22 protein-coding genes are annotated in these 20,535 nt (G+C 64.7%); 8 read left to right on the top strand and 14 right to left on the bottom strand.

Features of this window, described 5'->3' with window-relative positions; all coding sequences use genetic code 11:
* The first annotated feature begins 94 nt into the window (after window positions 1-94).
* Together NKJ72_RS06040 and NKJ72_RS06035 are read left to right on the top strand one after the other, a co-directional pair.
* Window positions 95-841 (top strand): SDR family NAD(P)-dependent oxidoreductase, encoded by a 747-nt coding sequence (locus NKJ72_RS06040; protein ID WP_352476260.1) that lies wholly within the window; start codon window positions 95-97, stop codon window positions 839-841.
* Window positions 842-882: 41 nt separating this feature from the next.
* Entirely contained in the window at window positions 883-1,908 is a 1,026-nt protein-coding gene (locus NKJ72_RS06035) for an RNA polymerase subunit sigma-70 (RefSeq protein ID WP_352476259.1), read from the top strand.
* 18 nt (window positions 1,909-1,926) lie between these two features.
* Here NKJ72_RS06035 and NKJ72_RS06030 read toward each other — a convergent pair whose 3' ends face one another.
* From NKJ72_RS06030 to NKJ72_RS06020, 3 genes are all read right to left on the bottom strand, one after another.
* Entirely contained in the window at window positions 1,927-2,733 is an 807-nt protein-coding gene (locus tag NKJ72_RS06030) for a DUF1194 domain-containing protein (RefSeq protein WP_352476258.1), read from the bottom strand.
* Between the two features lie 77 nt (window positions 2,734-2,810).
* A complete protein-coding gene (locus tag NKJ72_RS06025) occupies window positions 2,811-4,643 on the bottom strand; it encodes an ABC transporter ATP-binding protein/permease (RefSeq protein ID WP_352476257.1) in 1,833 nt (610 codons plus the stop codon).
* 146 nt (window positions 4,644-4,789) lie between these two features.
* Window positions 4,790-5,560, bottom strand: coding sequence for a class I SAM-dependent methyltransferase (locus NKJ72_RS06020; protein WP_352476256.1), 771 nt, complete (start codon window positions 5,558-5,560; stop codon window positions 4,790-4,792).
* Between the two features lie 98 nt (window positions 5,561-5,658).
* Here NKJ72_RS06020 and gloB point away from each other — a divergent pair, with 98 nt between their 5' ends.
* Window positions 5,659-6,426, top strand: coding sequence for a hydroxyacylglutathione hydrolase (gene gloB / locus NKJ72_RS06015; protein ID WP_352476255.1), 768 nt, complete (start codon window positions 5,659-5,661; stop codon window positions 6,424-6,426).
* 21 nt (window positions 6,427-6,447) lie between these two features.
* Window positions 6,448-6,876, top strand: coding sequence for a cupin domain-containing protein (locus NKJ72_RS06010; RefSeq protein WP_352476254.1), 429 nt, complete (start codon window positions 6,448-6,450; stop codon window positions 6,874-6,876).
* A gap of 4 nt (window positions 6,877-6,880) precedes the next feature.
* On the opposite strand, the gene NKJ72_RS06005 is transcribed toward NKJ72_RS06010, so the two are convergent.
* The 3 genes from NKJ72_RS06005 to NKJ72_RS05995 are packed head-to-tail and all read right to left on the bottom strand — an operon-like array spanning window position 6,881 to window position 9,270.
* The gene (locus NKJ72_RS06005) at window positions 6,881-7,549 is read right to left on the bottom strand and encodes a lysoplasmalogenase family protein (RefSeq protein WP_352476253.1); all 669 of its coding nucleotides are present in this window, start codon (window positions 7,547-7,549) and stop codon (window positions 6,881-6,883) included.
* Window positions 7,549-8,436 (bottom strand): aromatic amino acid exporter YddG, encoded by an 888-nt coding sequence (gene yddG / locus NKJ72_RS06000; RefSeq protein ID WP_352476252.1) that lies wholly within the window; start codon window positions 8,434-8,436, stop codon window positions 7,549-7,551. The genes NKJ72_RS06005 and yddG overlap by 1 nt, the downstream gene beginning before the upstream one ends.
* Before the next feature lie 42 nt (window positions 8,437-8,478).
* Window positions 8,479-9,270, bottom strand: a complete 792-nt coding sequence (locus tag NKJ72_RS05995) for a DUF3108 domain-containing protein (protein ID WP_352476251.1) — start codon at window positions 9,268-9,270, stop codon at window positions 8,479-8,481.
* A 600-nt stretch (window positions 9,271-9,870) separates the two neighbouring features.
* Here NKJ72_RS05995 and rpmB point away from each other — a divergent pair.
* The 3 genes from rpmB (at window position 9,871) to NKJ72_RS05980 (ending at window position 11,688) form a co-directional block, all read left to right on the top strand.
* Window positions 9,871-10,167: a 50S ribosomal protein L28 gene (gene rpmB, locus NKJ72_RS05990; protein ID WP_006328411.1), complete on the top strand. Its 297-nt coding sequence runs from the start codon at window positions 9,871-9,873 to the stop codon at window positions 10,165-10,167.
* Window positions 10,168-10,249: 82 nt separating this feature from the next.
* Window positions 10,250-10,930 (top strand): queuosine precursor transporter, encoded by a 681-nt coding sequence (locus NKJ72_RS05985; protein WP_352476250.1) that lies wholly within the window; start codon window positions 10,250-10,252, stop codon window positions 10,928-10,930.
* Between the two features lie 86 nt (window positions 10,931-11,016).
* Complete coding sequence (locus tag NKJ72_RS05980) at window positions 11,017-11,688, top strand: spermidine synthase (RefSeq protein WP_352476249.1); 672 nt, start codon at window positions 11,017-11,019, stop codon at window positions 11,686-11,688.
* A 105-nt stretch (window positions 11,689-11,793) separates the two neighbouring features.
* Here NKJ72_RS05980 and NKJ72_RS05975 read toward each other — a convergent pair whose 3' ends face one another.
* The 4 genes from NKJ72_RS05975 to NKJ72_RS05960 form a co-directional block, all read right to left on the bottom strand.
* The gene (locus NKJ72_RS05975; protein WP_352476248.1) at window positions 11,794-12,819 is read right to left on the bottom strand and encodes an esterase-like activity of phytase family protein; all 1,026 of its coding nucleotides are present in this window, start codon (window positions 12,817-12,819) and stop codon (window positions 11,794-11,796) included.
* Window positions 12,816-14,714 carry a cobaltochelatase subunit CobT gene (cobT, locus tag NKJ72_RS05970; protein ID WP_352476247.1) on the bottom strand — a complete coding sequence of 633 codons (1,899 nt, stop codon included), beginning with the start codon at window positions 14,712-14,714 and terminating at the stop codon, window positions 12,816-12,818. Before cobT ends, NKJ72_RS05975 begins: the two co-directional genes overlap by 4 nt.
* An 11-nt stretch (window positions 14,715-14,725) precedes the next feature.
* A complete protein-coding gene (gene cobS, locus NKJ72_RS05965; protein WP_023721131.1) occupies window positions 14,726-15,712 on the bottom strand; it encodes a cobaltochelatase subunit CobS in 987 nt (328 codons plus the stop codon).
* Window positions 15,713-15,834: 122 nt separating this feature from the next.
* Complete coding sequence (locus NKJ72_RS05960; RefSeq protein ID WP_254816626.1) at window positions 15,835-16,464, bottom strand: J domain-containing protein; 630 nt, start codon at window positions 16,462-16,464, stop codon at window positions 15,835-15,837.
* Window positions 16,465-16,596: 132 nt separating this feature from the next.
* On the opposite strand from NKJ72_RS05960, the gene NKJ72_RS05955 reads away from it, so the two are divergent.
* Window positions 16,597-16,899, top strand: coding sequence for a BolA family protein (locus NKJ72_RS05955; protein WP_352476246.1), 303 nt, complete (start codon window positions 16,597-16,599; stop codon window positions 16,897-16,899).
* A 1-nt stretch (window position 16,900) separates the two neighbouring features.
* Here the strand turns inward: NKJ72_RS05955 and NKJ72_RS05950 are convergent, their stop codons facing one another.
* Genes NKJ72_RS05950 through NKJ72_RS05935 form a run of 4 tightly spaced genes read right to left on the bottom strand, consistent with a single transcriptional unit; the run spans window position 16,901 to window position 20,382 of the window.
* Window positions 16,901-17,707 (bottom strand): alpha/beta hydrolase, encoded by an 807-nt coding sequence (locus tag NKJ72_RS05950; RefSeq protein WP_352476245.1) that lies wholly within the window; start codon window positions 17,705-17,707, stop codon window positions 16,901-16,903.
* Between the two features lie 40 nt (window positions 17,708-17,747).
* Complete coding sequence (locus NKJ72_RS05945) at window positions 17,748-18,644, bottom strand: HlyC/CorC family transporter (RefSeq protein ID WP_352476244.1); 897 nt, start codon at window positions 18,642-18,644, stop codon at window positions 17,748-17,750.
* Window positions 18,641-19,783 (bottom strand): 3-dehydroquinate synthase, encoded by a 1,143-nt coding sequence (aroB, locus tag NKJ72_RS05940; RefSeq protein ID WP_352476243.1) that lies wholly within the window; start codon window positions 19,781-19,783, stop codon window positions 18,641-18,643. The genes NKJ72_RS05945 and aroB overlap by 4 nt, the downstream gene beginning before the upstream one ends.
* Window positions 19,780-20,382: a shikimate kinase gene (locus NKJ72_RS05935; RefSeq protein ID WP_352476242.1), complete on the bottom strand. Its 603-nt coding sequence runs from the start codon at window positions 20,380-20,382 to the stop codon at window positions 19,780-19,782. The genes aroB and NKJ72_RS05935 overlap by 4 nt, the downstream gene beginning before the upstream one ends.
* Window positions 20,383-20,535 lie beyond the last annotated feature (153 nt).

The following is a 20,535-nucleotide window of genomic DNA, read 5'->3' as shown; positions in this document are numbered from 1 at the left end:
TTCCCCCTGGCACCGATGATTTCCACCCCCCTGCGCTGTCCTTGTCGATGAGGGCGCCTGGATGGTCCGGCGGCCGGGAACAGAGAGGTGATCCATGGGATCGTTGCAAGGTCAGAATGTTGTAGTTGTCGGAGGCAGCCGTGGGGTCGGCCGCTCCATCGCGGAGGCCGCCCTCAACGAGAGAGCGACGGTGCTGGCCGTCGCCCGCGGAAAACAGGCCCTGGCGCAATTTGCCTGGGAGGTCTCGGGCGTGAAGACGCTCGCGGTCGATGCGACGGTGGACTCCGCCCCCGATAAGGTCTTCGCCGCGCTGGAGCCGGACGTGCTGGTAATCTGCGCAGGCGCGCTGGCCCCTTCCGCGCCGCTGCACGAACAGAACTGGAAGGCGTTCTCCGCAAATTGGGACACGGACGTCAAGGCATCGTTCCTGTTTTGCCGGGCCGCTCTGCGGCGTCCGCTCAAGCCGGGAACCCGTATCGTTCTGATCTCCAGTGGCGCGGCCTTGACCGGCGGGCCACCCAATACCGGCGGCTATGCCGGCGCAAAACGCATGCAGATGTTCCTGGCCGGTCATAGCCAGAAGGAAGCCGACCGACTCGGCCTCGGCCTTCGCTTCATGGCGCTCGCGCCGATGCGCATCATGCCGGAAACCGGCGTGGGCAAGGCCGGCGTCGACAGCGTCGCTGCCTATATGGGCATCCAGCCGGCGGACTTCATCGCCGCCATGACCGACATGCAAACCCCGGCCGACGTCGGACGGGCGGTGGTCGCGCTCGCCACCGGCCAGCCGCAAGGCAGTTCCTTCATGGTCAGCGGGAGCGGGCTTGCACCGGCCGCCTGAGGCGCGCGTAATGCAAAGCTCACTCGTAACCGCACAGCCGCATGACAGACGCTCAACCACCTCTGGAACCAGCACGCCAGCCGATCCTCGATCGGCTGGCCTTCGAGAAGGTCATGGCCGCCCATCGCCGCGAGCTCAAGCTGCATTGCTATCGCATGATGGGTTCGCTGCACGAGGCCGACGACCTCGTCCAGGACACGTTGCTTCGCGCCTGGCGCGCCAGGTCGGAGTTCGACGGGCGAGGTTCGGTTCGTGGTTGGCTCTACATGATCGCGACCAACGCTTGCCTCAACGCCATCAAGGCGAGGTCGAGGGCGCGTCGCATTCTCCGGGAACCCGGACGGCCGCCCTCGCACGGGGCGGCCATAGGCGGGCCCGTAGCCGACATCGCCTGGCTGGAGCCCTACCCCGACGCCGAGCTTCCAGACATTGCCGGCAGCGAGCCAGGTCCGGAAGCTCGTTACGAGAGCCGCGAGGCCGTCCAGCTCGCCTTCGTCGCCGCGATCCAGGATCTGCCGCCCAGGCAGCGCGCCGCGCTGCTGCTTGCCGACGTCCTGGGATGGTCGGCCGTCGAGACGGCGCGTTTGCTGGGCGGATCGACGGCTTCGATCAACAGCGCGTTGCAGCGCGCCCGCGCAACGCTGGCGGCGCGCTATCCCCAGGGACGGCCGGCCAGCCGATCACGGCCCAGCCCCGAAGAAGGCCTGCTGCTCGAACGCTACATGCAGGCCTGGCAGGCCGCCAATCTCGACAGCTTGATCGAGCTGCTGCGTGAGGACGCCATCTATACAATGCCGCCTTGGCGCGAATGGTATCAAGGCCGCGAAGCGATCCGCGGTTTCTTCGAGACCGTCTGGCCGAGGTTTGGCGGCTTCCGCACGCTGGCCACTCGGGCCAATGCCCAGCCGGCGGTCGGGGTTTATTCCCGCAGCCACGATGGCCCTGAATGGCGGGCCCATTCCCTGCATGTGTTCGACGCAGCCGAGGGCGGGATCGCTTCCTTGACGATCTTCATAGGGCCGCTCGGGCCATCTCTGTTCCCGGCCTTCGGCCTGCCACCGGCCTAACCTACCCCTCGGCCAGCCTTATCGGTCGAGTTCCGGGAAATATGGGTCCGAGAAAAACCGCCGGTCGCGCTCGCCTTGCAGGCAGTCGATCGGTGTGTCGATGCGGATCGTCCTCGGATCCACCTTGGGATACTCGATGCCGCTGACCTCGAGGATCAGTTTGCGGCGAGTGGCGGTGGCGAATTCGGAAGCAGCATAGATCGGCAGCACGAACGAGCCCGGCCCGCCGGTGACGCATTCGGCATAATACCGGTCGAGATGGCTGAAGGTGGGTGACGGGCTGATCAGGATCGGCAGCCCGTTGATGACGATGCCCTTCGCCAGCGCCGCATCGCGTGCCGTTGTGACCGGCAAGCCGGTGTTGTTTGGGCCGTCGCCCGAGACGTCGATGACGCGACGTTTGCCGGTGAAGGCCGTGCCGTTGAAAAGCTCGGCGCCGAAAGCCACTGCGCCGGAAATCGAGGTGCCGCGAAAGCTTCTGAACGGGCGGGCCGCGATCTTGTCGGCGAAAGCGTTGGCGCTCTCCTTGCTGTCGACGACCTGCCAGGCAATGACCGCGTCGTCGCGGATGGTGCCGGCCCATTCGAAATAGGCAATGGCGATGCGGCCAGAGGTGCCGGCACGCACGGCGTTGATGAAGTCGGGATGGCGCAGCGCCGCGACATAGCCGGCGCGCTGCAGGGCAAACTCCCTTTCATCCATCGACTGCGAGATGTCGACGGCCAGCACCAGCTCGACATCGACGGCAAGTGCATTGGCCGGCGCGGCCGCAGGTGCTGCGGGGGCGCAGGCAACGCAGGCGAGCAGGGCGAGAGCGTCAAGCATGGCCGATCGGAACGTTCCCATCTGAAACGATCGCGACAGTTTTTCGCCGCGATCGCGGCGAAATAAAGCTTGCCCTTCTATTTCTTGCGGCCGGCCGAGGCGATGGCCGGAGGCGGTTCGATGGCCCCTGCCCTGATACGGACCGGCTTGAGGGGCGGTTGGCCGGCATCCTTGACGATGGTCAACGCCCGCCGGAAGAAGCGGGCATTGTGCTGGCCGCGGCCGATGTTGAGGATCGCGGCGTCGGGAAGGCGCTTCTCCAGCATCGACAGCACTTGCCTCAGCGTCGGGCCGTCGAACGCATCCAGCGCCTCGTCGATGATCACCCATTTCGGCCGTCGCAAGGCCAGCCTGGCAAAGGCCAGCAGACGCTGCTCGTCGTCGCTGAGCTCACGCTCCCAGCGCGCCGAGCGATCGAGCGAGGACGACAGGCGTTGCAGCCCGACATCGGCCAGCACCTCCGAGATCTCGGCATCGCTCGCCTCGGCCGCGCCGCCCGAATGGTTGAGCACCTCGCGCAGCCTGCCGAGCGGGAAATAAGGGGTGCGCGGAACAAAGATCGGCGCTTCTCCGGCCGGCATGCCGATCCGCCCGCTGCCCCATGGCCACAGACCGGCAATGGCCCGGAAGAACAGCGTCTTGCCGGCGCCCGGATCTCCGGTGATCATGACCCGGTCGCCGGCGCGGATTTCGACATGCGGCTCGGCAAGCTTGGTGCATCCCTCCGGCGAGGCGATCTCGAGTTTCTCGAAGGTCAGGCTGCCGTCCGGGTTTTCGCCGAATGAAATGCGCCTTTCCGTATCGTGCAGCGCGTCGGTGTCACCAAGCGCGATGCGGAAGTCGGCGACCCGCATCAGCGTGGCGCGCCAATCGGCGATGCCGCCGATATTGTTGATGAACCAGCGCAGCGAAGAATGGACCTGATTGAAGGCGCCAACTGCCATCATCAGCCCGCCAAAGCTGATATCGCCGGCGAAATAGACCGGTGAGGCGACCAGGATCGGCGCGACGACAGTGATCCAGCCATAGGTGTCGGTAACCCAGGAAAGATTGATCTGGGCGCGGTAGATGTGCCGCATGGCGCCCAGCACCATGCCGAGATCGAATTCGAGGCGGCGCCTGGCATCGGCCTCGCCATGCGCCAGCGCGATGGCATCGACATTCTCGTTGACGCGAACCACCGAGGAACGCAGCTCCGCTTCACGCGTATAGCGATCATTGTTGAAGCGGATCAGCGGCCGCCCGACCAACCAGCTCAACCAGGAGGCGGTGCCCGCATAAAGGATTGCCGCCCAGACCATGTAACCGGGTATGGCCAGCGAATGGCCGCCTATGTGGAAGACGAAGCCGGAAGACAGCGACCACAACACGCCAACAAAGGAGGCAAGCAGGATGCAGGACTGCAGCAGGCCGATGCCGAGGCCGGTGGAAAGATCCGAGAGATGCGCGACATCCTGCTGCAGGCGCTGGTCGGGATTGACGCCGATGGCGCCGGCATGGGCCAGCCGGAAGGCGCGCGCCGGCCGCATCCACTCGCCGATCAGGTCGAGCGTCAGCGCCTCGCGCAGCTTCAGGCGGATCATCTGGTCGAGCCAGGTCTGGCCCACGTTAAACAGAAGCAGCCCGCCGGCTATTGCCGCAAAGACCAGAAGCTGATGCAGGAAGGCCGGCATGTCGCGCCGCGCCAGCGCGTCGAAGAACGGCTGGTTCCAGCGATTGAGCAGAATCTGCCCGACCGAGGTTGCGACAATGACGGCGACGATGCCGATCGCGGCCCAAAACAATTGCTTTCGCACCGGCGAGGTGGTCAGCGCTATCTTGATTGTTGCCAGCTGCTCACGCAGGCTGCTGGCTTCGATCGAGGTGGCAAGCTTCTGGGCGCTGGCCTCGACATCCGGATGATCAGCCATGAGTGAATCCTTGCATTCGGAAGCAGTGCTGAAGCCCGGTCATAGAAATCGCCGGTCATAGAACCGATTGCGTATGCCTTCAATCGGGCAGCGAACCCGTCCGCGACAGATAGGTGAGAAAAAGCCTGCGTCGGATCACGAACGCGTCATCCTGCCGGCGCCGGATGTTCGGCCCGCGACAGCCGGCCGAGCGTCGGGGCGCCATGCGGCGAGAGAACCGGCACGAAGACGCGGCGGGACGCGCGCTGGGCAACCGGCACGCCTTGATAAAGCCGCTTCTGCGCCTCGACGACGATAACGCCCGAAAAGATCGGCCAGAAGCGCCGGCCGGCGCGTTCCAGCACATTGTGGAACTGCATCATGAAACGTCGCGGCGACGGCGGGAAGAACAGCGCATCGGACCATGCTGCCGGCGTGAAATTCGCTTCGCGCAGCAATTCGGTGAGCTGGCCGCGCGAGAACGGCCGGCCATTGCCGAAAGGCGTATGCTCGAAGCGCGCCCAGACGCCGCGCCGGTTGGGCACAACGATGACGACACGGCCGGCCGGCGACAGCACCCGCCAGATTTCGTTCAGCGTCTCGCGCGGGTTCTCGACATGTTCGAGCGAATGGACGAGCAGCATGCGGTCGATGCAGGAATCGACCAGCGGCAGTTCCTCGTCGAAGACCAGCGCGGTCGCCGTCGGCCCCGTCGCCGGCCAGACGACCGCGCCCTGTGTTGCCGGCATGAAGGCAAAGACACGCTCGGCATCGCTGCCGAAACGTTCCAGCCACGGCAAGGTATAGCCGAGGCCGACCAGCCGCTCGTTGGGCACTACGGCCCATATCGAGGACAGCGCCATGGTGATCGAGCGTTCGGCCAGGCGGCCGAGCGTGGTCGAATAAAAAGAACGGAGATCGACAATGTCTGAATGCATGCGCGGAACGGTAGCTTCGAAGCAGTCCAAGTTCAACAAAGGCAGATGACATCGGCCGGCAGGCGCCCTATGTCTGCGGCAATAAAGGGAGAGATGCGATGCCGGTCGAGATCGAACAATTCATGTGCCGTAGCGACAATTTCGGCGTGCTGGTGCACGACCCGAAAAGCGGCCAGACGGCGCTCATCGATGCGCCCGAGGAGGCGCCCATCCTGGCGGCGATCAAGCGCACCGGCTGGACCCCGACGATGATTCTGACCACCCACCACCATCTCGACCATGTCGAGGCCAATTTGGCGCTGAAGGAGCGTTTCAAGCTGCGCATTGTCGGTCCGGAAGCCGAAAAGGCAAAGATTCCCGGCATCGACGAAACCGTCGAACAGGGCTCGGTTGTCCGCCTCGGCGACGAGCGGATCGAGGTCATCGCCACGCCCGGCCACACTGCGGGCCATGTCACCTATCATCTGCCGGCGTCGAAAGTGGCATTCGCCGCCGACACGCTGTTTGCGCTCGGCTGCGGGCGGCTGCTCGAATGCAAGCCGCCGGTGATGTACGAATCCCTGAAGAAGCTCGCGGCGCTGCCGGCCGACACGGTCGTCTATTGCGGCCATGAATATACGCTGGCCAACGCCCGTTTCGCGCTGACCCTCGACCCGACCAATTCGGCGCTGAAAGAGCGCGCCGCCAAGGTCGAGGCGTTGCGCGCCGACGGCAAGCCGACGCTGCCGACGACGATCGGCGAGGAACTGTCGACCAATCCGTTCCTGCGCTGGCACGATCCGGCGATCCGCAGACATCTCGGCCTGGAGAAGGCCTCCGACGCCGAAGTGTTCGCCGAGATCCGCAAGCGCAAGGACAATTTCTGAGCGGCGCCAGGAGCTAGGGTCATGACCAGTTCCGCCGAAATCATCGCTCTGCTCGGCCTCAAGCCGCATCCGGAAGGCGGCTGGTATGCCGAGACCTTTCGCGACGGCGCGGCAGGCACGCGCGGCCATTCGACGGCGATCTATTTCCTCCTCGAGAAGGACCAATTGTCGGCCTGGCACCGGGTCAAGGACGCGGCCGAGGTCTGGCATTTCTATGACGGTGCGCCGCTGGCGCTGTCGATACATCGAGAAGGCGGTCCCGTCATCGAGGAGGTCCTCGGTACGTCGCTTGCCGCAGGCGAGCGGCCGCAGATCGTCGTACCGGCAGGCTGGTGGCAGTCGGCACGCAGCCTCGGCGAATGGACCCTGGTCGGCTGCACCGTGGCGCCGGGTTTCGATTTCGCCGCCTTCGAACTTGCCGAACCAGGCTGGCTGCCGGGAACGCCATAGGCACCTAGCCCAGCAGGAAACCCAGCGTGATCGCCAGCTGGCCGACGTAATACAGCGCCCATGCCGCATGGCGCACCCAAATGCGATGCGGCGAGATGGCGGGCAGCAGGAACTTTTCCGCGGCGTGCAGCCCGTCGGACAGCATGAGCAGGACGATGCCGCCGATGACCCCGACGCTGTTCAGGGTGAGCGCCGCAATGCCCATGGCAAGCAGTGCCGCGGCATGCACGCCGATCGGCAAACGCAAGGCGGGGCCGACGCGGCGCCGGAGCGCGAAAACCATCGCCAGCACCGACACGGCCATCGCCAGCACGATCGCTGCTCGCCACGGCTCGGCCAAAAGCAGCCCGAGGCCGCCGCCGGCACGCAGGAACAGCACGACGTAAAGCACATGCGCGGCAAGAAAACTGGCGGTGCCGCCGAGAAATGCCTTCTCGCCGTCGCGCGACAGGAGGGCGTCGCCCACGGCGCTGACGCCGAGTGCTGCGACGAGCAGCCATGGACCGCCCTGCTGCACGACCAGCACCGCAAGCATCGCCACCGCCAATGTCCTTGCCGCCGACCGCGAAAGGCGGGGCGGCATGCCGAGGCTGAACGCGTAAATCACCGCCGCCGCCAGCGAAAATACCAGCGTCGCATTGGCATTGGCATCGATGCCGCCGGGAAACGGCATCAAGCGTTTGCCTCGCTCGTAGCCCTCTTGCGCAGGAACAGCGATTTCGCCGCCAGTGCCGCGCCGCCGGTGATCAACACGCAGGCGGCGAGGATGCGCCATGACGGCTCGGCGAAGCCGGCGGCGATCAGCACGAGGGTGGACAGCAGCGGCGCGGCATAGCTCGCCGCCCCCAGCACCTGGATGTTGCCGCGCTTGACGCCGATGTCCCAGGCATAGAACGCCGCCCCCACCGGCATCAGACCGAGGCCGAGCACGGCCAGCCACTGGCCGGCGCCGGCGGGCAGCACCGTCTGTTCAAGCAATAGGTGGCAGACCAGCGAAAGGGCCGCGGTGGCGGCGCAGAACCAGGTCACGATCGAGGTCGGCACCGACGGGAAGCGCCGCGACAACAGCGAATAGGACGACCACAGCACCGCGCAGACGCCGGCCATGGCGTAGCCGAAGGCATAACGCGCGTCGAAGGCAAGCCCGCCGCCTTTGGTGACGATCAGGACCGTGCCGGCAAGGCCGAGCAGCGCGCCGGCGACGTGGTTCCAGGCCAGCCGCTCGCCCGGCATCAGCGCCGACCCCAGCACGATCAGCAGCGGCCACAGATAGGCGATCAGGCTGGCCTCGACGGCCGGCGCATTGCGCAGCGCGGTGAAGTAGAAGAAGTGGTAGCCGAACAGGCCGGCAATGCCGATCACCCAGACCTGGCGCGGTATCTTCGCGGCGCCATCGGCTGCCGGCATCAACAGCCGGGCAACCAGCCCGACGCAAGTGCCGATCGTGAAGGTGATTGCTGAAAGCAGGAACGGCGGCACGGCGCCCGAAGCATCCGTAAGCAGCGCCAGCAGCGCCCACATGGCGACCGCGGAGAAGCCGATCAGTGTTGCGCGCGCCATAGCCGTCGCCCCCTGCCCATCGTTGGCGGCGCACCATCACGCCTATTCGTTTGCTTCGAACCGCTCCGCGCTGATCGTCAACGGGCCGATTTGCGTGCTGACCGTGGCGCGGATCGGCGCATATACGCCGCTTTGGCCGACTGGTGCAAACGTCACCATGATGCGGCTGCGTTTCTTCAGGTAATTCAGCGCCTTGCGGTTCTTGCGGTAACCGGCCACCGGCTCGAAGCCCAGCCTGCAAGTGACCGTATCGCCCTCGTAGCCGGCCACCGAGATCGACCCTTTGGACTCGTAGGTCAGTTTGAGATCGGCACGCATTTCGCCGTCATAGAGCTTCACCGTGCGCCCGCAGACCTGGTCGAGGCTGTCGGCATGGATGACGGTCGCGGCCATCGGATCGAGGACCGATACGAGATCGCTGCCGGCCAGCGGTATCCAGTTGTTGGGATTGCGCTTCTTCGGCTCAGGCACGACCTTGGTCGAGGTGACGACGCCGTTGGCAAACCGGATGTCGATCATCGATGCCTTCTTGCCGGACGTGTAGTCGGCGTGGAACGCTTGCGGCTGCAACCGCTTGCCCGAAATCTTGCCCTTCGACGAGATCGTACCTCGCGTATCGTCGAACAAAGTGGCGAGGCCGGCAGCGGAGACGCTGCCCTCGATCGAATAGGTGTCGCCCTCGTAGTGGCTGGAGAATTTCGCTTTGGCCACGGAAAGGCCGAGGAACGATACCGAATACTCGCCCGTGAAGGATTGCGGCTCAGCGGCCGAAACCGTCGTCGACAGCGCGACGGCCATCAGCACGACCAGGGCATGGAGGAAAGAACGAGGCATGGCGGGTCCTTGGTTGTCGACCGGACGGGCGGCTCCGGTCTGGCATGTCCCTGTGCGACCGCTTATAGGCTGAATTCCGGCCTTAATGTGAAAGGCGGCGTCGGCAGGGAACGCTGGGGAGGGTCCAGGGCCAGAAAAAAACCCGCCTCGGCGGGCGGGTCGTCGGTGCGAATCAGCACCATACTTAAATTAGTAGCATAGCTGCCGGCACAAAGCAAGAACAAAATGCGGCCATCGACGAATTTGCGGATCTGCCTCGGCCCGGATGAGGGAAAGGGTTGCGGCTTCACTCCGGCTTGGGCTCCTCGCCCCACGAAAGTGGGGAGAGCGCAACCATCATGCGGTGGGCGAGGAACCCAGGTCTTGAGACAACTGCGGGACAGCAACATCTCCTCCAGAAGAGGGCGATCAGCAGCTTCACTGACGACACCTACTCCGAAAGTGCGATTCCCCATGCCCGAAGCAACCCCCAAGCTTGACGCCTCGGCGAAATGCAACTATGGAACGCCAACTTTTTCCATGAGGCCGCCTGACCGAAACCGCGCGCCACCCGGCGCGGGTCGAATGTTTGGCCAGGACCGAGAACCGAAGGTTAGTATCATGTCCCGCACTTGCGAACTCACTGCCAAGGCAGTCATGTCCGGCAACAATGTGAGCCACGCCAACAACAAGACCAAGCGTCGCTTCCTGCCCAATCTCGTCAATGTGACGCTGATCTCGGAAGCGCTGAACCAGAATGTGCGCCTGCGCATTTCGGCCAACGCGCTGCGTTCGGTCGAGCATCGCGGCGGTCTCGATGCCTTCCTGGCCAAGGCCGATGCCAAGGAATTGTCGCAGCGCGCCCGCCTGTTGAAGAAGCAGATCGCCAAGAAGCTCGCCGAACAGCCGGCCGCCTGAGTTTTTCGGCGGCAGCCGCCTTCCAGGGCGTGACCGGGGTTCCGGATCGCGTTCCGCTGGTTCCATTACCCAGGATAAAAAAATGATCTTCCTCTCGCGGTACCTGCCCTTCGTGGCGGCCATGGCGCTCGTCGTCGTGGCCTCGAACATCCTTGTGCAGTTCCCGATGCAGGGTGCAATCGGCGGGTTGTCGTTGGCCGACATCCTGACCTGGGGCGCCTTCACCTATCCGTTCTCATTCCTGGTCACCGATCTCGCCAATCGCCGTTATGGGCCGGCGGTGGCGCGCAGGATCGTCTTTGTCGGCTTCATGACAGCGGTGATCTGCTCGATCGTCATCCCGCCGCTGCTATTTCGCCACGGCCTGATCGAATTCGAGACCGCCGCCGACCGGCTGGTGCGCATTGCCACGGCCTCGGGCGCCGCCTTCCTCACCGCGCAGTTGCTCGACGTCACCGTGTTCAACCGGTTGCGCCGGCAGAGTTGGTGGCGCGCGCCGGTTGTCGGCACGCTGGTCGGCTCTGTCTTCGACACGGTGGTGTTTTTCACCGTCGCCTTTGCGGCGGCTTTCGCCTTCGCCGGACCGAACGACGGCTTTGCGCTGGAAACCGCGCCGCTGATGGGTGTGTTGCCGGTCGAGACGATGCGCTGGGTATCCTGGGCGCTCGGCGATCTCAGCGTCAAACTGGTCATAGCGGTGGTGGCGCTGATCCCCTACCGGCTGCTTGCCGCCCGCTGGAGCCAGCCGGCACTGGCGGCCTAGACCATGACCCGGAACCGAAGGTCCGCGTTAGCGGAAAGTGGGAACCGGTCTTCGGACAAGATCATGGTCGAACAAAGGGGCAGTCTTTGATCCCCTGGCTCCAACTGGATTCGGCAAAAACGCCTGACGGCGGACAGGAACTTCGCCTGAAACGGCGCGGCGGCGAATTCTCAATCATGCTTGGTGCGAACGAGCTGATGAACAGCCGGCTCAGCGGTTCCGAAGAGGCGCTTGCGAAACTGTCCTGTCAAAGGATTGCCGGCCGCCGGAACCCAAGCATCCTGATCGGCGGCCTCGGCATGGGCTTTACCTTGCGTGCGGCGCTGGCCGAGCTTGGCGACGAGGCCCAGGTCACCGTTGCCGAACTGGTGCCGGCAGTCGTGATTTGGGCTCGGGGCCCGATGGCCGAGCTGTTCGGCGGCTGCCTTGACGACCCGCGCGTCAGCATTCGTGAGGCCGATGTCGGTCAGCTCATCCGATCGCAAGCCTCGGCCTGGGATGCGATCCTGCTCGACGTCGACAACGGCCCCCAGGGCATCGTCTACAAGGGCAACGACGCGCTCTACGGCGGCGCCGGCCTGAACAGCGCGAGAGCAGCTCTCAAGCCCGGCGGTATGCTGGCGGTCTGGTCGCAGGGCCCTGACGCAGGCTTCACCCGGCGGCTCAAGCAGGCGAGCTTCACGGTCGAGGAGGTCAAGGCGCGGGCTCACGGCAAGCGCGGCGCCCGTCACGTCATCTGGCTCGCGAGCAAAGCCTAGCGGAAGCAATTTGGGCGGATTGCTGTTTGGGCTCCGCCCGGCACACCGACTACTGCGGTTTCTGAAGCTCGGCGACGAGCGCCTGCAGCAGCCCGCGATCGCGCGTCAATCCTCGTGCAGGATGAATTCCAGGTAAAGATTGCGCTGCAGGATCGAGTGATTGTCGTCGGACATCATGGACACGATCAGCGCGCCATCGTCGCGGGTCCAGACGTCGAGCGCTTCCATATTGTCGATCTGGTAACCCATGTCGGCTTCGAGCAGCACCGGCCCGTCGGCGACAGCGCCCTTCTCGACGCTTTCGCCATAGATGCGCCGCAGCCGCATCTTGACGCCGCCGGCCATCGAAAAACTGCGCTCCAGAAGCAACAGGTCGCCATCCGGCAGGAAGGCGCCGTCGGTGATGTCGAAATCGCCATTGCGCTTGACGGTGAAGACGCCCTTGTGCGGCCCTTCGATGATCGCGGCAAAGATGTTACCGGCCTTGTCGAGGCTCTTTTCCGACACCACGACCAGCCCGCCCGCGTGCTGTCCGTAAGGATGGGCGCGGGTGACGGTCTCGAAGCCGCGATTGCGCCGAAGTTCCCAGGCCGGGATCAGGAAGTCCAATTGCCTGAACGGCGCCCTCATGTCATCCGGATCGATCTTGAACTCTGCGATACGGTGATCGCGCTCGAAACCGACCGTGGCAATGCCGTCCTGGACCGCGAGGCCTTCGGCATCGACCGCCCATTTCTCGTCGATCGGCTGGCCGGCCGCATCGACCATCTGCTGCATGCGAAAATTCTGGATGCCGGAAGGCCGCTTGTCGGCATCGTGGACGAGGGTGCCGAAGAACCAGAAGCCGGTGTCGGCGACGCCGATGAAATCGCTGCCGGGCTTGAGGAACCGAAGCGCCGACAGCGCGCCGAAATCGCGCGTCGACGAGGTCATTTCGAGCCCGCCGACGAATTCAAGCGGCCCGAACTGTTTGTCCGGCCGGCCGATGTGGAATTCGCTGATCGGCCGTGCCGTGATCTCGGCCGGCTCGACCGAGGCCGGGCCGGCAGCGACAGCCGGCGCCAAACCGATGCCTAACAACGCAATGGCGGCCAAAAGCTTCTGCCAAAAGCCGCCGCGGGAAAAAATCATCCGGCGCGCCGTATGCCGCCGCGCCGCGTGTCGCGCACGGTTTCCTCGGCGAACAGCGAGGCCAGCTGCTCGGTCATGGCGCCGGCCAGTTCTTCGGCATCGACGATGGTTACAGCGCGGCGATAGTAGCGGGTGACGTCGTGGCCGATGCCGATGGCCAAAAGCTCGACCGGCGAGCGCGTCTCGATGAGCTCGATGATGGCGCGCAGATGCCGCTCGAGATAATTACCCGGATTGACCGACAGCGTCGAATCGTCGACCGGCGCGCCGTCCGAGATCATCATCAGGATCTTGCGCTGCTCCGGCCGCGCGATCAGCCGGTTATGCGCCCACAGCAGCGCCTCGCCGTCGATGTTTTCCTTGAGCAGGCCCTCGCGCATCATCAGCCCGAGATTGCGGCGCGCCCGCCGCCACGGATGATCGGCGGATTTGTAGATGATGTGGCGCAGATCGTTGAGACGGCCGGGGTTCGGCGGCTTGCCTTCCTTCAACCATTTCTCGCGCGCCTGTCCGCCCTTCCAGGCGCGGGTGGTGAAGCCGAGGATTTCGACCGAGACGCCGCAGCGTTCCAGCGTGCGCGCCAGAATGTCGGCGCAGGTCGCGGCGACCGTGATCGGCCGGCCGCGCATCGAACCCGAATTATCGAGCACCAGCGACACCACGGTGTCGCGAAATTTTGTATCACGCTCCTGCTTGAAGGACAGAGGCTGCATCGGGTCGATGACGACGCGCACCAGCCGTGCCGGATCGAGATAGCCTTCTTCGAGGTCGAAATCCCAGGAGCGGTTCTGCTGCGCCATCAGCCGGCGCTGCAGCCGGTTGGCCAGCCGCCCGACCACGCCCGAAAGGTTGGCGAGCTGCTTGTCGAGGAAGGCGCGCAGCCGGTCGAGCTCCTCCTCCTCACACAGTTCCTCCGCACCTACGGTCTCGTCGAAGGCGGTGGTGAAGACCTTGTAGTCGATCTCTTTCGGCAGATTGGTGAAGGGATTGTCGTTGCGGCGCGCCTCGCCGGGCGTCTCTGCATCGGCATCGTCGTCGTCGGAGAGATCCTCGGCGGAGGCGTCGGAGGCTTCGGTCTCGGCCGATTGCTCGTCGTCGGACGATGCCTCGGTATCCTCTGACTGCGACTGCTCGGAGCCGGAATCGTCTTCGCCGCCCTCCTCGCTCTGCTCCTCGCCTTGCGGCTGGTTTTCGTCGTTGTCCTCGGAGTCTTCCGTCTCCTGGTCGTCGCCGAGCTCCTCCGCCATTTCCATGGAGGCGAGCATCTCGCGCACGACGCGGGCGAACGCCTGCTGGTCGTCGAGCTTTGCCGACAGCCCGTCGAGATCGGCACTGGCTTTTTCCTCGACCCAAGGGCGCCAGAGATCGACCAGCCGTTCGCCGCTCTTCGGCACAGTGCGGCCGGTCAGCTTTTCGCGCACCATCAGCGCCAGCGCCTCCTCGATCGGCGCGTCGGCCTTGTCCTTGACGTCGGCGAGGTTGGCCCTGGCGTATTTGTCCTCGAGCATCGAGCCGATATTGTCGGCAACGCCCTGCATGGCGCGGCTGCCGATCGCCTCGACCCGGGCCTGCTCGACCGCGTCGTAGATGGCGCGGGCCTGTTTGCCTTCCGGCGCCAGCCTGGTGTGGATGCGCGTATCATGGCAGGCGCGCTTCAGCGCCATGGAATCGCCGAGCCCGCGGGTAATGGCGATGTCCGCCTTTGATGCCTTCTTCGGCAGTTCCGGCAGCCGGGCGCGGCTGCCGGCCAGCGCCGGCCGGTCCTTGGCGAAACCGACCTCGAGATCCTTGTCGCCGGCGATGGCGCGCATGCAGACGGTAACCGCGCGCTTGAAGCTGTCGGCCTCAGCGCCGGTCTTGGATTTGTTTCGCGTGTTGTCGCCCGGACCCGCCATCGAGACTCTGCTTAGCCCAGCACCACATTCGCCGCCGATTCCGGCAAATCTTCGCCGAAGGCGCGCTGGTAGAATTCGGCGACCAGCGAGCGTTCGAGCTCGTCGCATTTGTTGAGGAAGGTCAGCCGAAACGCCATGCCGATATTGCCGAAGATTTCGGCATTCTCGGCCCAGGTGATAACCGTGCGCGGGCTCATAACCGTCGACAAATCGCCGTTGATGAAGGCCGAGCGCGTCATGTCGGCGACACGGACCATCTTGTTGACGATCTCCTTGCCCTTGCCGTCGCGATAGTGCTTGGCCTTGGCCAGCACGATGTTCACTTCGTTGTCGTGCGGCAAATAGTTCAGCGTGGTGACGATCGACCAGCGGTCCATCTGCGCCTGGTTGATCTGCTGGGTGCCGTGGTAGAGGCCTGTGGTGTCGCCGAGGCCAACCGTGTTGGCGGTCGAAAACAGCCGGAAGGCCGGATGCGGGCGGATAACCCGGCTCTGGTCGAGCAGCGTCAGCCGGCCCGACGATTCCAGCACGCGCTGGATGACGAACATCACGTCCGGGCGGCCGGCATCGTACTCGTCGAAGCACAGCGCGACATTGTGCTGATAGGCCCAGGGCAGGATGCCGTCGCGGAATTCGGTGATCTGCAGCCCGTCCTTGACGACGATGGCGTCCTTGCCGACGAGGTCGATACGGCTGACATGGCTGTCGAGGTTGACACGCACGCAAGGCCAGTTGAGGCGGGCGGCGACCTGCTCGATATGCGTCGACTTGCCGGTGCCGTGATAGCCCGACACCATGACGCGGCGGTTATAGGCAAAGCCGGCGAGGATCGCCATCGTCGTGTTCTTGTCGAACAGGTAGTCCGGATCGATGTCGGGCACATGCTCGCTCGTCACCGAATAGGCCGGCACCACCATCTTGGAGTCGAAGCCGAATGTCTCCTTCACCGACACCGTGGTGTCGGGCAAGTTGGCGATGTCGCGATCGACCTTGTTCATCTCTATCACGTCTCCACAAGCGAAACGCCGCGTTTCGCTGGTAATCGATTTTGTTCGGGGGCGGTCTTAGAGCCTTTTCCAACCCTATGAAAGTTGGAAAGCGACACGAACCGTAAGGTCGCTCAGCACAAACCTGCCTGCTTGAGCACGCGATACGCCTGGAGCACATCGCGGAACCGGTCTTCCGAACCTCTGTCGCCGCCATTCGCATCCGGATGGTGGCGTTTCACAAGTTCCTTATAGCGCGCCTTGATATCCTTGCCACTTGCCTTTGTATCAAGGCCAAGCGTTTCCAGTGCCTTGGCCTCAAGCGGCTTGGCCTTGCGCTCGCGTGCTTCGCGCGGGTCCTTCGGGCCTTTGAACAGGTCGAAGGGATCGCGCATGCGATTGTAGTAGCCGGCACGGCCGGAACGCGCCTGGGCGAAGTCGGGCGAGGAGCGTGTCGAGGCGCCGTTGACGCCCATTTTCCAGGTCGGCCGGTGGCCGGTCATGGCTTCCTTCTGGAAGCGCGCGATCTCGGTGTCGGGAACGCCCGAGAAATAATTGAAGCCCTTGTTGTACTCGCGCACGTGGTCGAAGCAGAACTGGAAATACTCGCCTTCCTTCATGCGTCCGACCGGGGCGCGGTGGGTACCGGCCTCCTTGCAGCCATCCCACTGGCAGATCGGCGAACGCGACTTCAGCTCCGCGTCCTTCTCCGGGCGGATACGAATCTTTTCGAAATATTTTGGGTACGGCTTCATCTCACCCATTTATGGGCCGTTCGCGGATGCGAAACAAGAATTGACATTTTCGCGATGATCGCCCTAACCGCTGAATCGCGGCATAAAACCGGCGAATGGCGAATTTGTGCGATGACATAGATGTGGTGAAGGGAAGCGGCGATGTCCATACAGGCAACGATGGAAGATAAGCTGAAAAAGGCGTTTTCGCCGGAACGGCTGGACGTCATCAACGAAAGCCATCTCCATGCCGGTCATCATCACGTGGATTCCGGCCATCACGCTGCCTTCGACGGCGCCGGCGAGACGCATTTCCGCGTCCGCATCGTCGCGCCAGCCTTTGCCGGCATGAGCCGCGTCGAGCGTCACCGTGCAGTCAACGATCTGCTGGCCGAAGAGTTGAAATCCGGCGTCCACGCCCTGGCGATCGAGCCGGCGGCGCCCGGCGAAAAGACCCGCTGGTAGATCAGCCGAGGCTCGCCCTCAGGAAAGCTATCACCGCCGCTGTCAATGCATCGCCTTCGGTGCCGAAGTCGCGATTGATCGACATGTGCGAATAGGCGCTGCCGTCGAACAGCGTGACCCTGGTTCCGGTGGCGCGCAGACGCCCGGCGAAGGCCTGCGCGTCCGCCGCGCGGGCTTTCGCCCGTGAATGGGCGATGAAGGTCGGCGGGTGCTTGCGGCCTTCCACATAGGTGACAGGCGACAGCGCGCGCCACTGCGCCGGATCGGGAAAGGCGCGGGCATAGACCCCTGCCATGCCGCCGCTCCTGGCCAATGCCTCCAGGTCGTAAGCCCTGGTGTCGTCGAGGATCAGCGCCGCGACCCCGGGCAGGCCGCCGCGCAGGCCGGTCAATGCGACGAGATGGCAGCCGGCCGAATGGCCCATCGCGACGATCCGGTCCGGATCGCCGCCATGCCTGGCGATGTTGGCGCGGACGTAGCGATAGGCCAGTTCGACATCCGCCGCCTGGGTGGCGACGTCGGCCTCGGGCAGCATCCGGTAGTCGATCGAGACGAAGCAGAAGCCATTGTCGAGCAGGAATTGCGGCTTGGCATTGACGTTGCCGCGACTGCCGACCCGCCAGGCGCCGCCATGGACGAAGAAGACGACCGGCAGGCCGCTTGCGCCCGCGCGGGAATAGATGTCGAGCTTGGCCGGCCCATAGTCGAAGGTTTCGGGCAACGGCGAACGCAGCTGCAATGCCGCCGCCTGCCCCGGCAACAGCGCCGCCATCGACACCAGAAGCAGGCTTCGCCGATCGATTGTCATAGACTCCTGACTGCCCAAGGCTGCCACACGGTGCGCACTGTCATTCGCCAAGCATCGCCGGCTTGATCCTCAGCCGCGCGATACGGTTCTTGTCGCGCTTCATGACGACGAAGCGCTTGCCGTGAAACGTAAAGGCCTGCTTTTCGTCCGGGATCGACTGCGCCTCGTGGATGACAAGGCCGGCAATGGTGGTGGCTTCCTCGTCCGGCAGGTTCCAGTCCAGCGCCCGGTTAAGGTCGCGGATCGGCACCGTGCCGTCGACGACGACGGAGCCGTCGGCCTCCTGCTTGACGCCCTGGATGTCGATGTCGTGCTCGTCGGCGATCTCGCCGACGATCTCCTCGATGATGTCCTCCAGCGTCACCAGCCCTTCGACCTCGCCATATTCGTCGACGACGATGGCGAAATGCGCCTTGCGGCGCAGGAAGGCGTTGAGCTGCTCCTGCAGCGTCGTGGTGTCGGGCACGAACCACGGTTTAGACGCGATCTTCATCACGTCGATCCGGGAGAAATCGTTGCCGACCTCGTTCAGGGCGCGCAGCAGATCCTTCGCGTGCAGCACGCCGACAATGTTGTCGAGCGAACCCTTCCACAACGGCATGCGGGTGTGCGGGCTCTGCAGGATCTCGCGAACCACCGCTTCGGGCGGGTCATCGGCATTGACCGAGCGCATATTCGTGCGGTGGACCATGACGTCCGACACTTCGAGCTCCTCGAGGTCGAACAGGCCGCCGATGCGGGCGCGGTCCTCGCGCACCACCTGGCCGTCGCGGCGGAAATCGTCGACGGCGCCGCGCAGTTCCTCGCGCGCCGAGCGCTGCGGCTCGATGCGCTGCAGCTCATAGCCGAAGGCGGCGAGCAGGTGCCGGCGCAGGACGAAGCCCAGCAGGCCGAGGCCGGCGAGCACTGCTGCCGCGATCCAGCCGGCCTGACTCATCCCGGGCGGCTTTCCTGCCGACCCGGATGGTTCTCCCTGAGGAACGCCAGCACTTCCGAGGCCGGCACATCCCTGGCGATGAAGGCCTGTCCGACGCCGCGCGTCAGGATGAAGGTCAGCGCGCCGCGCGACACCTTCTTGTCCTGGGTGATGAAGGAGAACAGCTGCTCGGCGTCGGGCAATTCGCCCGGAATGTCGGCCATGCGCCAGGGCAGGCCGACGGCGCGAAGATGCGCCTCGACGCGCGCCGCATCGTCGGGGCTCGCCAAATTGAGCCTTGAGGAAAAGCGGTGCGCCAGCGCCATGCCGATGGCGACGCCTTCGCCATGCACGAGCCTTGCGCCGTCATAGCCGGTCGCCGCCTCCAGTGCATGGCCGAAGGTGTGGCCGAGATTGAGCAGGGCGCGGTCGCCGGTCTCGAACTCGTCGCGGGCAACGACGTCGGCCTTGGCGCGACAGGCCTCGGCGATGGCGGCAGCCCGCTCCGGCCCGCCGGCAAACACTTGGCGCCAGTTTTCTTCCAGCCAGGCGAAGAACTCCGGCCGGTCGATCAGCCCGTATTTGGCCAGTTCGGCATAGCCGGCGCGAAACTCGCGGATCGGCAGCGTGTCGAGCACTTCGGTATCGGCCAGCACCAGCTTGGGCTGGTGGAACACCCCGACGAGGTTCTTGCCGCGCTTGCTGTTGATGCCGGTCTTGCCGCCGACGGAGGAATCGACCTGCGCCAGCAGCGAGGTCGGAACCTGCACGAAATTCATGCCGCGCCGCGCGATGCCGGCGGCAAAGCCGGCCAGGTCGCCGATGACGCCGCCGCCGAGCGCGATGACGACGTCGCCGCGCTCCAGCTTGGCGGCCAGCACGCCGTCGACCACCTCTTCAAGATGCGCAAAGCTCTTGGTCTTTTCGCCTGGCGGCAGCGTGATGACGGCATGTTGGATGCCACCGCTTGCCAGGCCGGCCGCAAGCGTTGCGAGATGCGCGGCTGCGACGTTTTCGTCGGTGACGACCGCCGCCCTTGTGCCCGGCAGGCGGCGCGAGATCTCGGCGCCGGCGCGTGACAGTAGGCCGGGGCCGATCAAAATGTCGTAGGCACGCTCGCCAAGCCCGACTTCGACAGAGACCGTTGCATCAGCGCTCACGACCGCACCTCATCGATGTCGGCAACACCGAGATGGCCGCGCAGCGCGTCCACCACCTCGGCGGCAATGATCTCCTTGCGGTCGTCGCGGGTCGGCACGGTGACATCGGCCGCGGCGTAAACCGGGTAGCGTTCCGCCATCAGCCGTTCCAGCACGGCGCGCGGATCGGCGCTTTTCAGCAGCGGCCGGTTCTGCTTCTTGGAAACGCGCTCCATCAACAGATCGATCTCGGCCTTCAGCCATACCGAAACGCCATGGCTGGCGATCGCCTCGCGCGTCTGCGCGTTCATGAAGGCGCCGCCGCCGGTCGACAGCACCTGCGGCCCGTGCTCCAGCACACGCAGGATGACGCGCTGCTCCAGTGCCCGGAACTCAGCCTCGCCATAGCGCTCGAACAGGTCCGGGACGCTCATGCGCGAAACAGTTTCGATCTCCTGATCGCTGTCGATGAAGGGCAGCGCCAGCATCGCCGCCACCTTGCGGCCGATGGCCGTCTTGCCGGCGCCCATCAGCCCGACAAAGACGATGGAACGGCCGCCCAGCCGGCCGAGCAGCGCGGCATGGCTCTCGCCCGAAGGATTTGCTGGTAGCGCGTTCATGCTTCTAGGGCCTCTTTGCCGGCGTATCGACATCAAAAGCCTGTTTGCGTCAAGCGTAACGCGCCCAAGACCGGATATGGCTTCTCCCTTGAATTGCCCGGATTGGCGTCTCATAAGGGCACAGGGTTGGAAATGCAGAATAAGACGACGGGC

The sequence above is a fragment of the Mesorhizobium sp. M0045 genome, assembly GCF_040323385.1.
Lineage (GTDB): Bacteria > Pseudomonadota > Alphaproteobacteria > Rhizobiales > Rhizobiaceae > Mesorhizobium.
The sequence above is the reverse complement of the archived record's forward strand: the minus strand, read 5'-3'. Positions and strand labels throughout refer to the sequence as shown.

What these genes read in the sequence shown, in the direction of transcription:
- NKJ72_RS06040 (WP_352476260.1), top strand. Translation starts at nt 95, where the DNA reads ATGGGATCGTTGCAAGGTCAGAATGTTGTAGTTGTCGGAGGCAGCCGT.
- NKJ72_RS06035 (WP_352476259.1), top strand. Translation starts at nt 883, where the DNA reads ATGACAGACGCTCAACCACCTCTGGAACCAGCACGCCAGCCGATCCTC.
- NKJ72_RS06030 (WP_352476258.1), bottom strand. Translation starts at nt 2,733, where the DNA reads ATGCTTGACGCTCTCGCCCTGCTCGCCTGCGTTGCCTGCGCCCCCGCA.
- NKJ72_RS06025 (WP_352476257.1), bottom strand. Translation starts at nt 4,643, where the DNA reads ATGGCTGATCATCCGGATGTCGAGGCCAGCGCCCAGAAGCTTGCCACC.
- NKJ72_RS06020 (WP_352476256.1), bottom strand. Translation starts at nt 5,560, where the DNA reads ATGCATTCAGACATTGTCGATCTCCGTTCTTTTTATTCGACCACGCTC.
- gloB (WP_352476255.1), top strand. Translation starts at nt 5,659, where the DNA reads ATGCCGGTCGAGATCGAACAATTCATGTGCCGTAGCGACAATTTCGGC.
- NKJ72_RS06010 (WP_352476254.1), top strand. Translation starts at nt 6,448, where the DNA reads ATGACCAGTTCCGCCGAAATCATCGCTCTGCTCGGCCTCAAGCCGCAT.
- NKJ72_RS06005 (WP_352476253.1), bottom strand. Translation starts at nt 7,549, where the DNA reads ATGCCGTTTCCCGGCGGCATCGATGCCAATGCCAATGCGACGCTGGTA.
- yddG (WP_352476252.1), bottom strand. Translation starts at nt 8,436, where the DNA reads ATGGCGCGCGCAACACTGATCGGCTTCTCCGCGGTCGCCATGTGGGCG.
- NKJ72_RS05995 (WP_352476251.1), bottom strand. Translation starts at nt 9,270, where the DNA reads ATGCCTCGTTCTTTCCTCCATGCCCTGGTCGTGCTGATGGCCGTCGCG.
- rpmB (WP_006328411.1), top strand. Translation starts at nt 9,871, where the DNA reads ATGTCCCGCACTTGCGAACTCACTGCCAAGGCAGTCATGTCCGGCAAC.
- NKJ72_RS05985 (WP_352476250.1), top strand. Translation starts at nt 10,250, where the DNA reads ATGATCTTCCTCTCGCGGTACCTGCCCTTCGTGGCGGCCATGGCGCTC.
- NKJ72_RS05975 (WP_352476248.1), bottom strand. Translation starts at nt 12,819, where the DNA reads ATGATTTTTTCCCGCGGCGGCTTTTGGCAGAAGCTTTTGGCCGCCATT.
- cobT (WP_352476247.1), bottom strand. Translation starts at nt 14,714, where the DNA reads ATGGCGGGTCCGGGCGACAACACGCGAAACAAATCCAAGACCGGCGCT.
- cobS (WP_023721131.1), bottom strand. Translation starts at nt 15,712, where the DNA reads ATGAACAAGGTCGATCGCGACATCGCCAACTTGCCCGACACCACGGTG.
- NKJ72_RS05960 (WP_254816626.1), bottom strand. Translation starts at nt 16,464, where the DNA reads ATGGGTGAGATGAAGCCGTACCCAAAATATTTCGAAAAGATTCGTATC.
- NKJ72_RS05955 (WP_352476246.1), top strand. Translation starts at nt 16,597, where the DNA reads ATGTCCATACAGGCAACGATGGAAGATAAGCTGAAAAAGGCGTTTTCG.
- NKJ72_RS05950 (WP_352476245.1), bottom strand. Translation starts at nt 17,707, where the DNA reads ATGACAATCGATCGGCGAAGCCTGCTTCTGGTGTCGATGGCGGCGCTG.
- NKJ72_RS05945 (WP_352476244.1), bottom strand. Translation starts at nt 18,644, where the DNA reads ATGAGTCAGGCCGGCTGGATCGCGGCAGCAGTGCTCGCCGGCCTCGGC.
- NKJ72_RS05935 (WP_352476242.1), bottom strand. Translation starts at nt 20,382, where the DNA reads ATGAACGCGCTACCAGCAAATCCTTCGGGCGAGAGCCATGCCGCGCTG.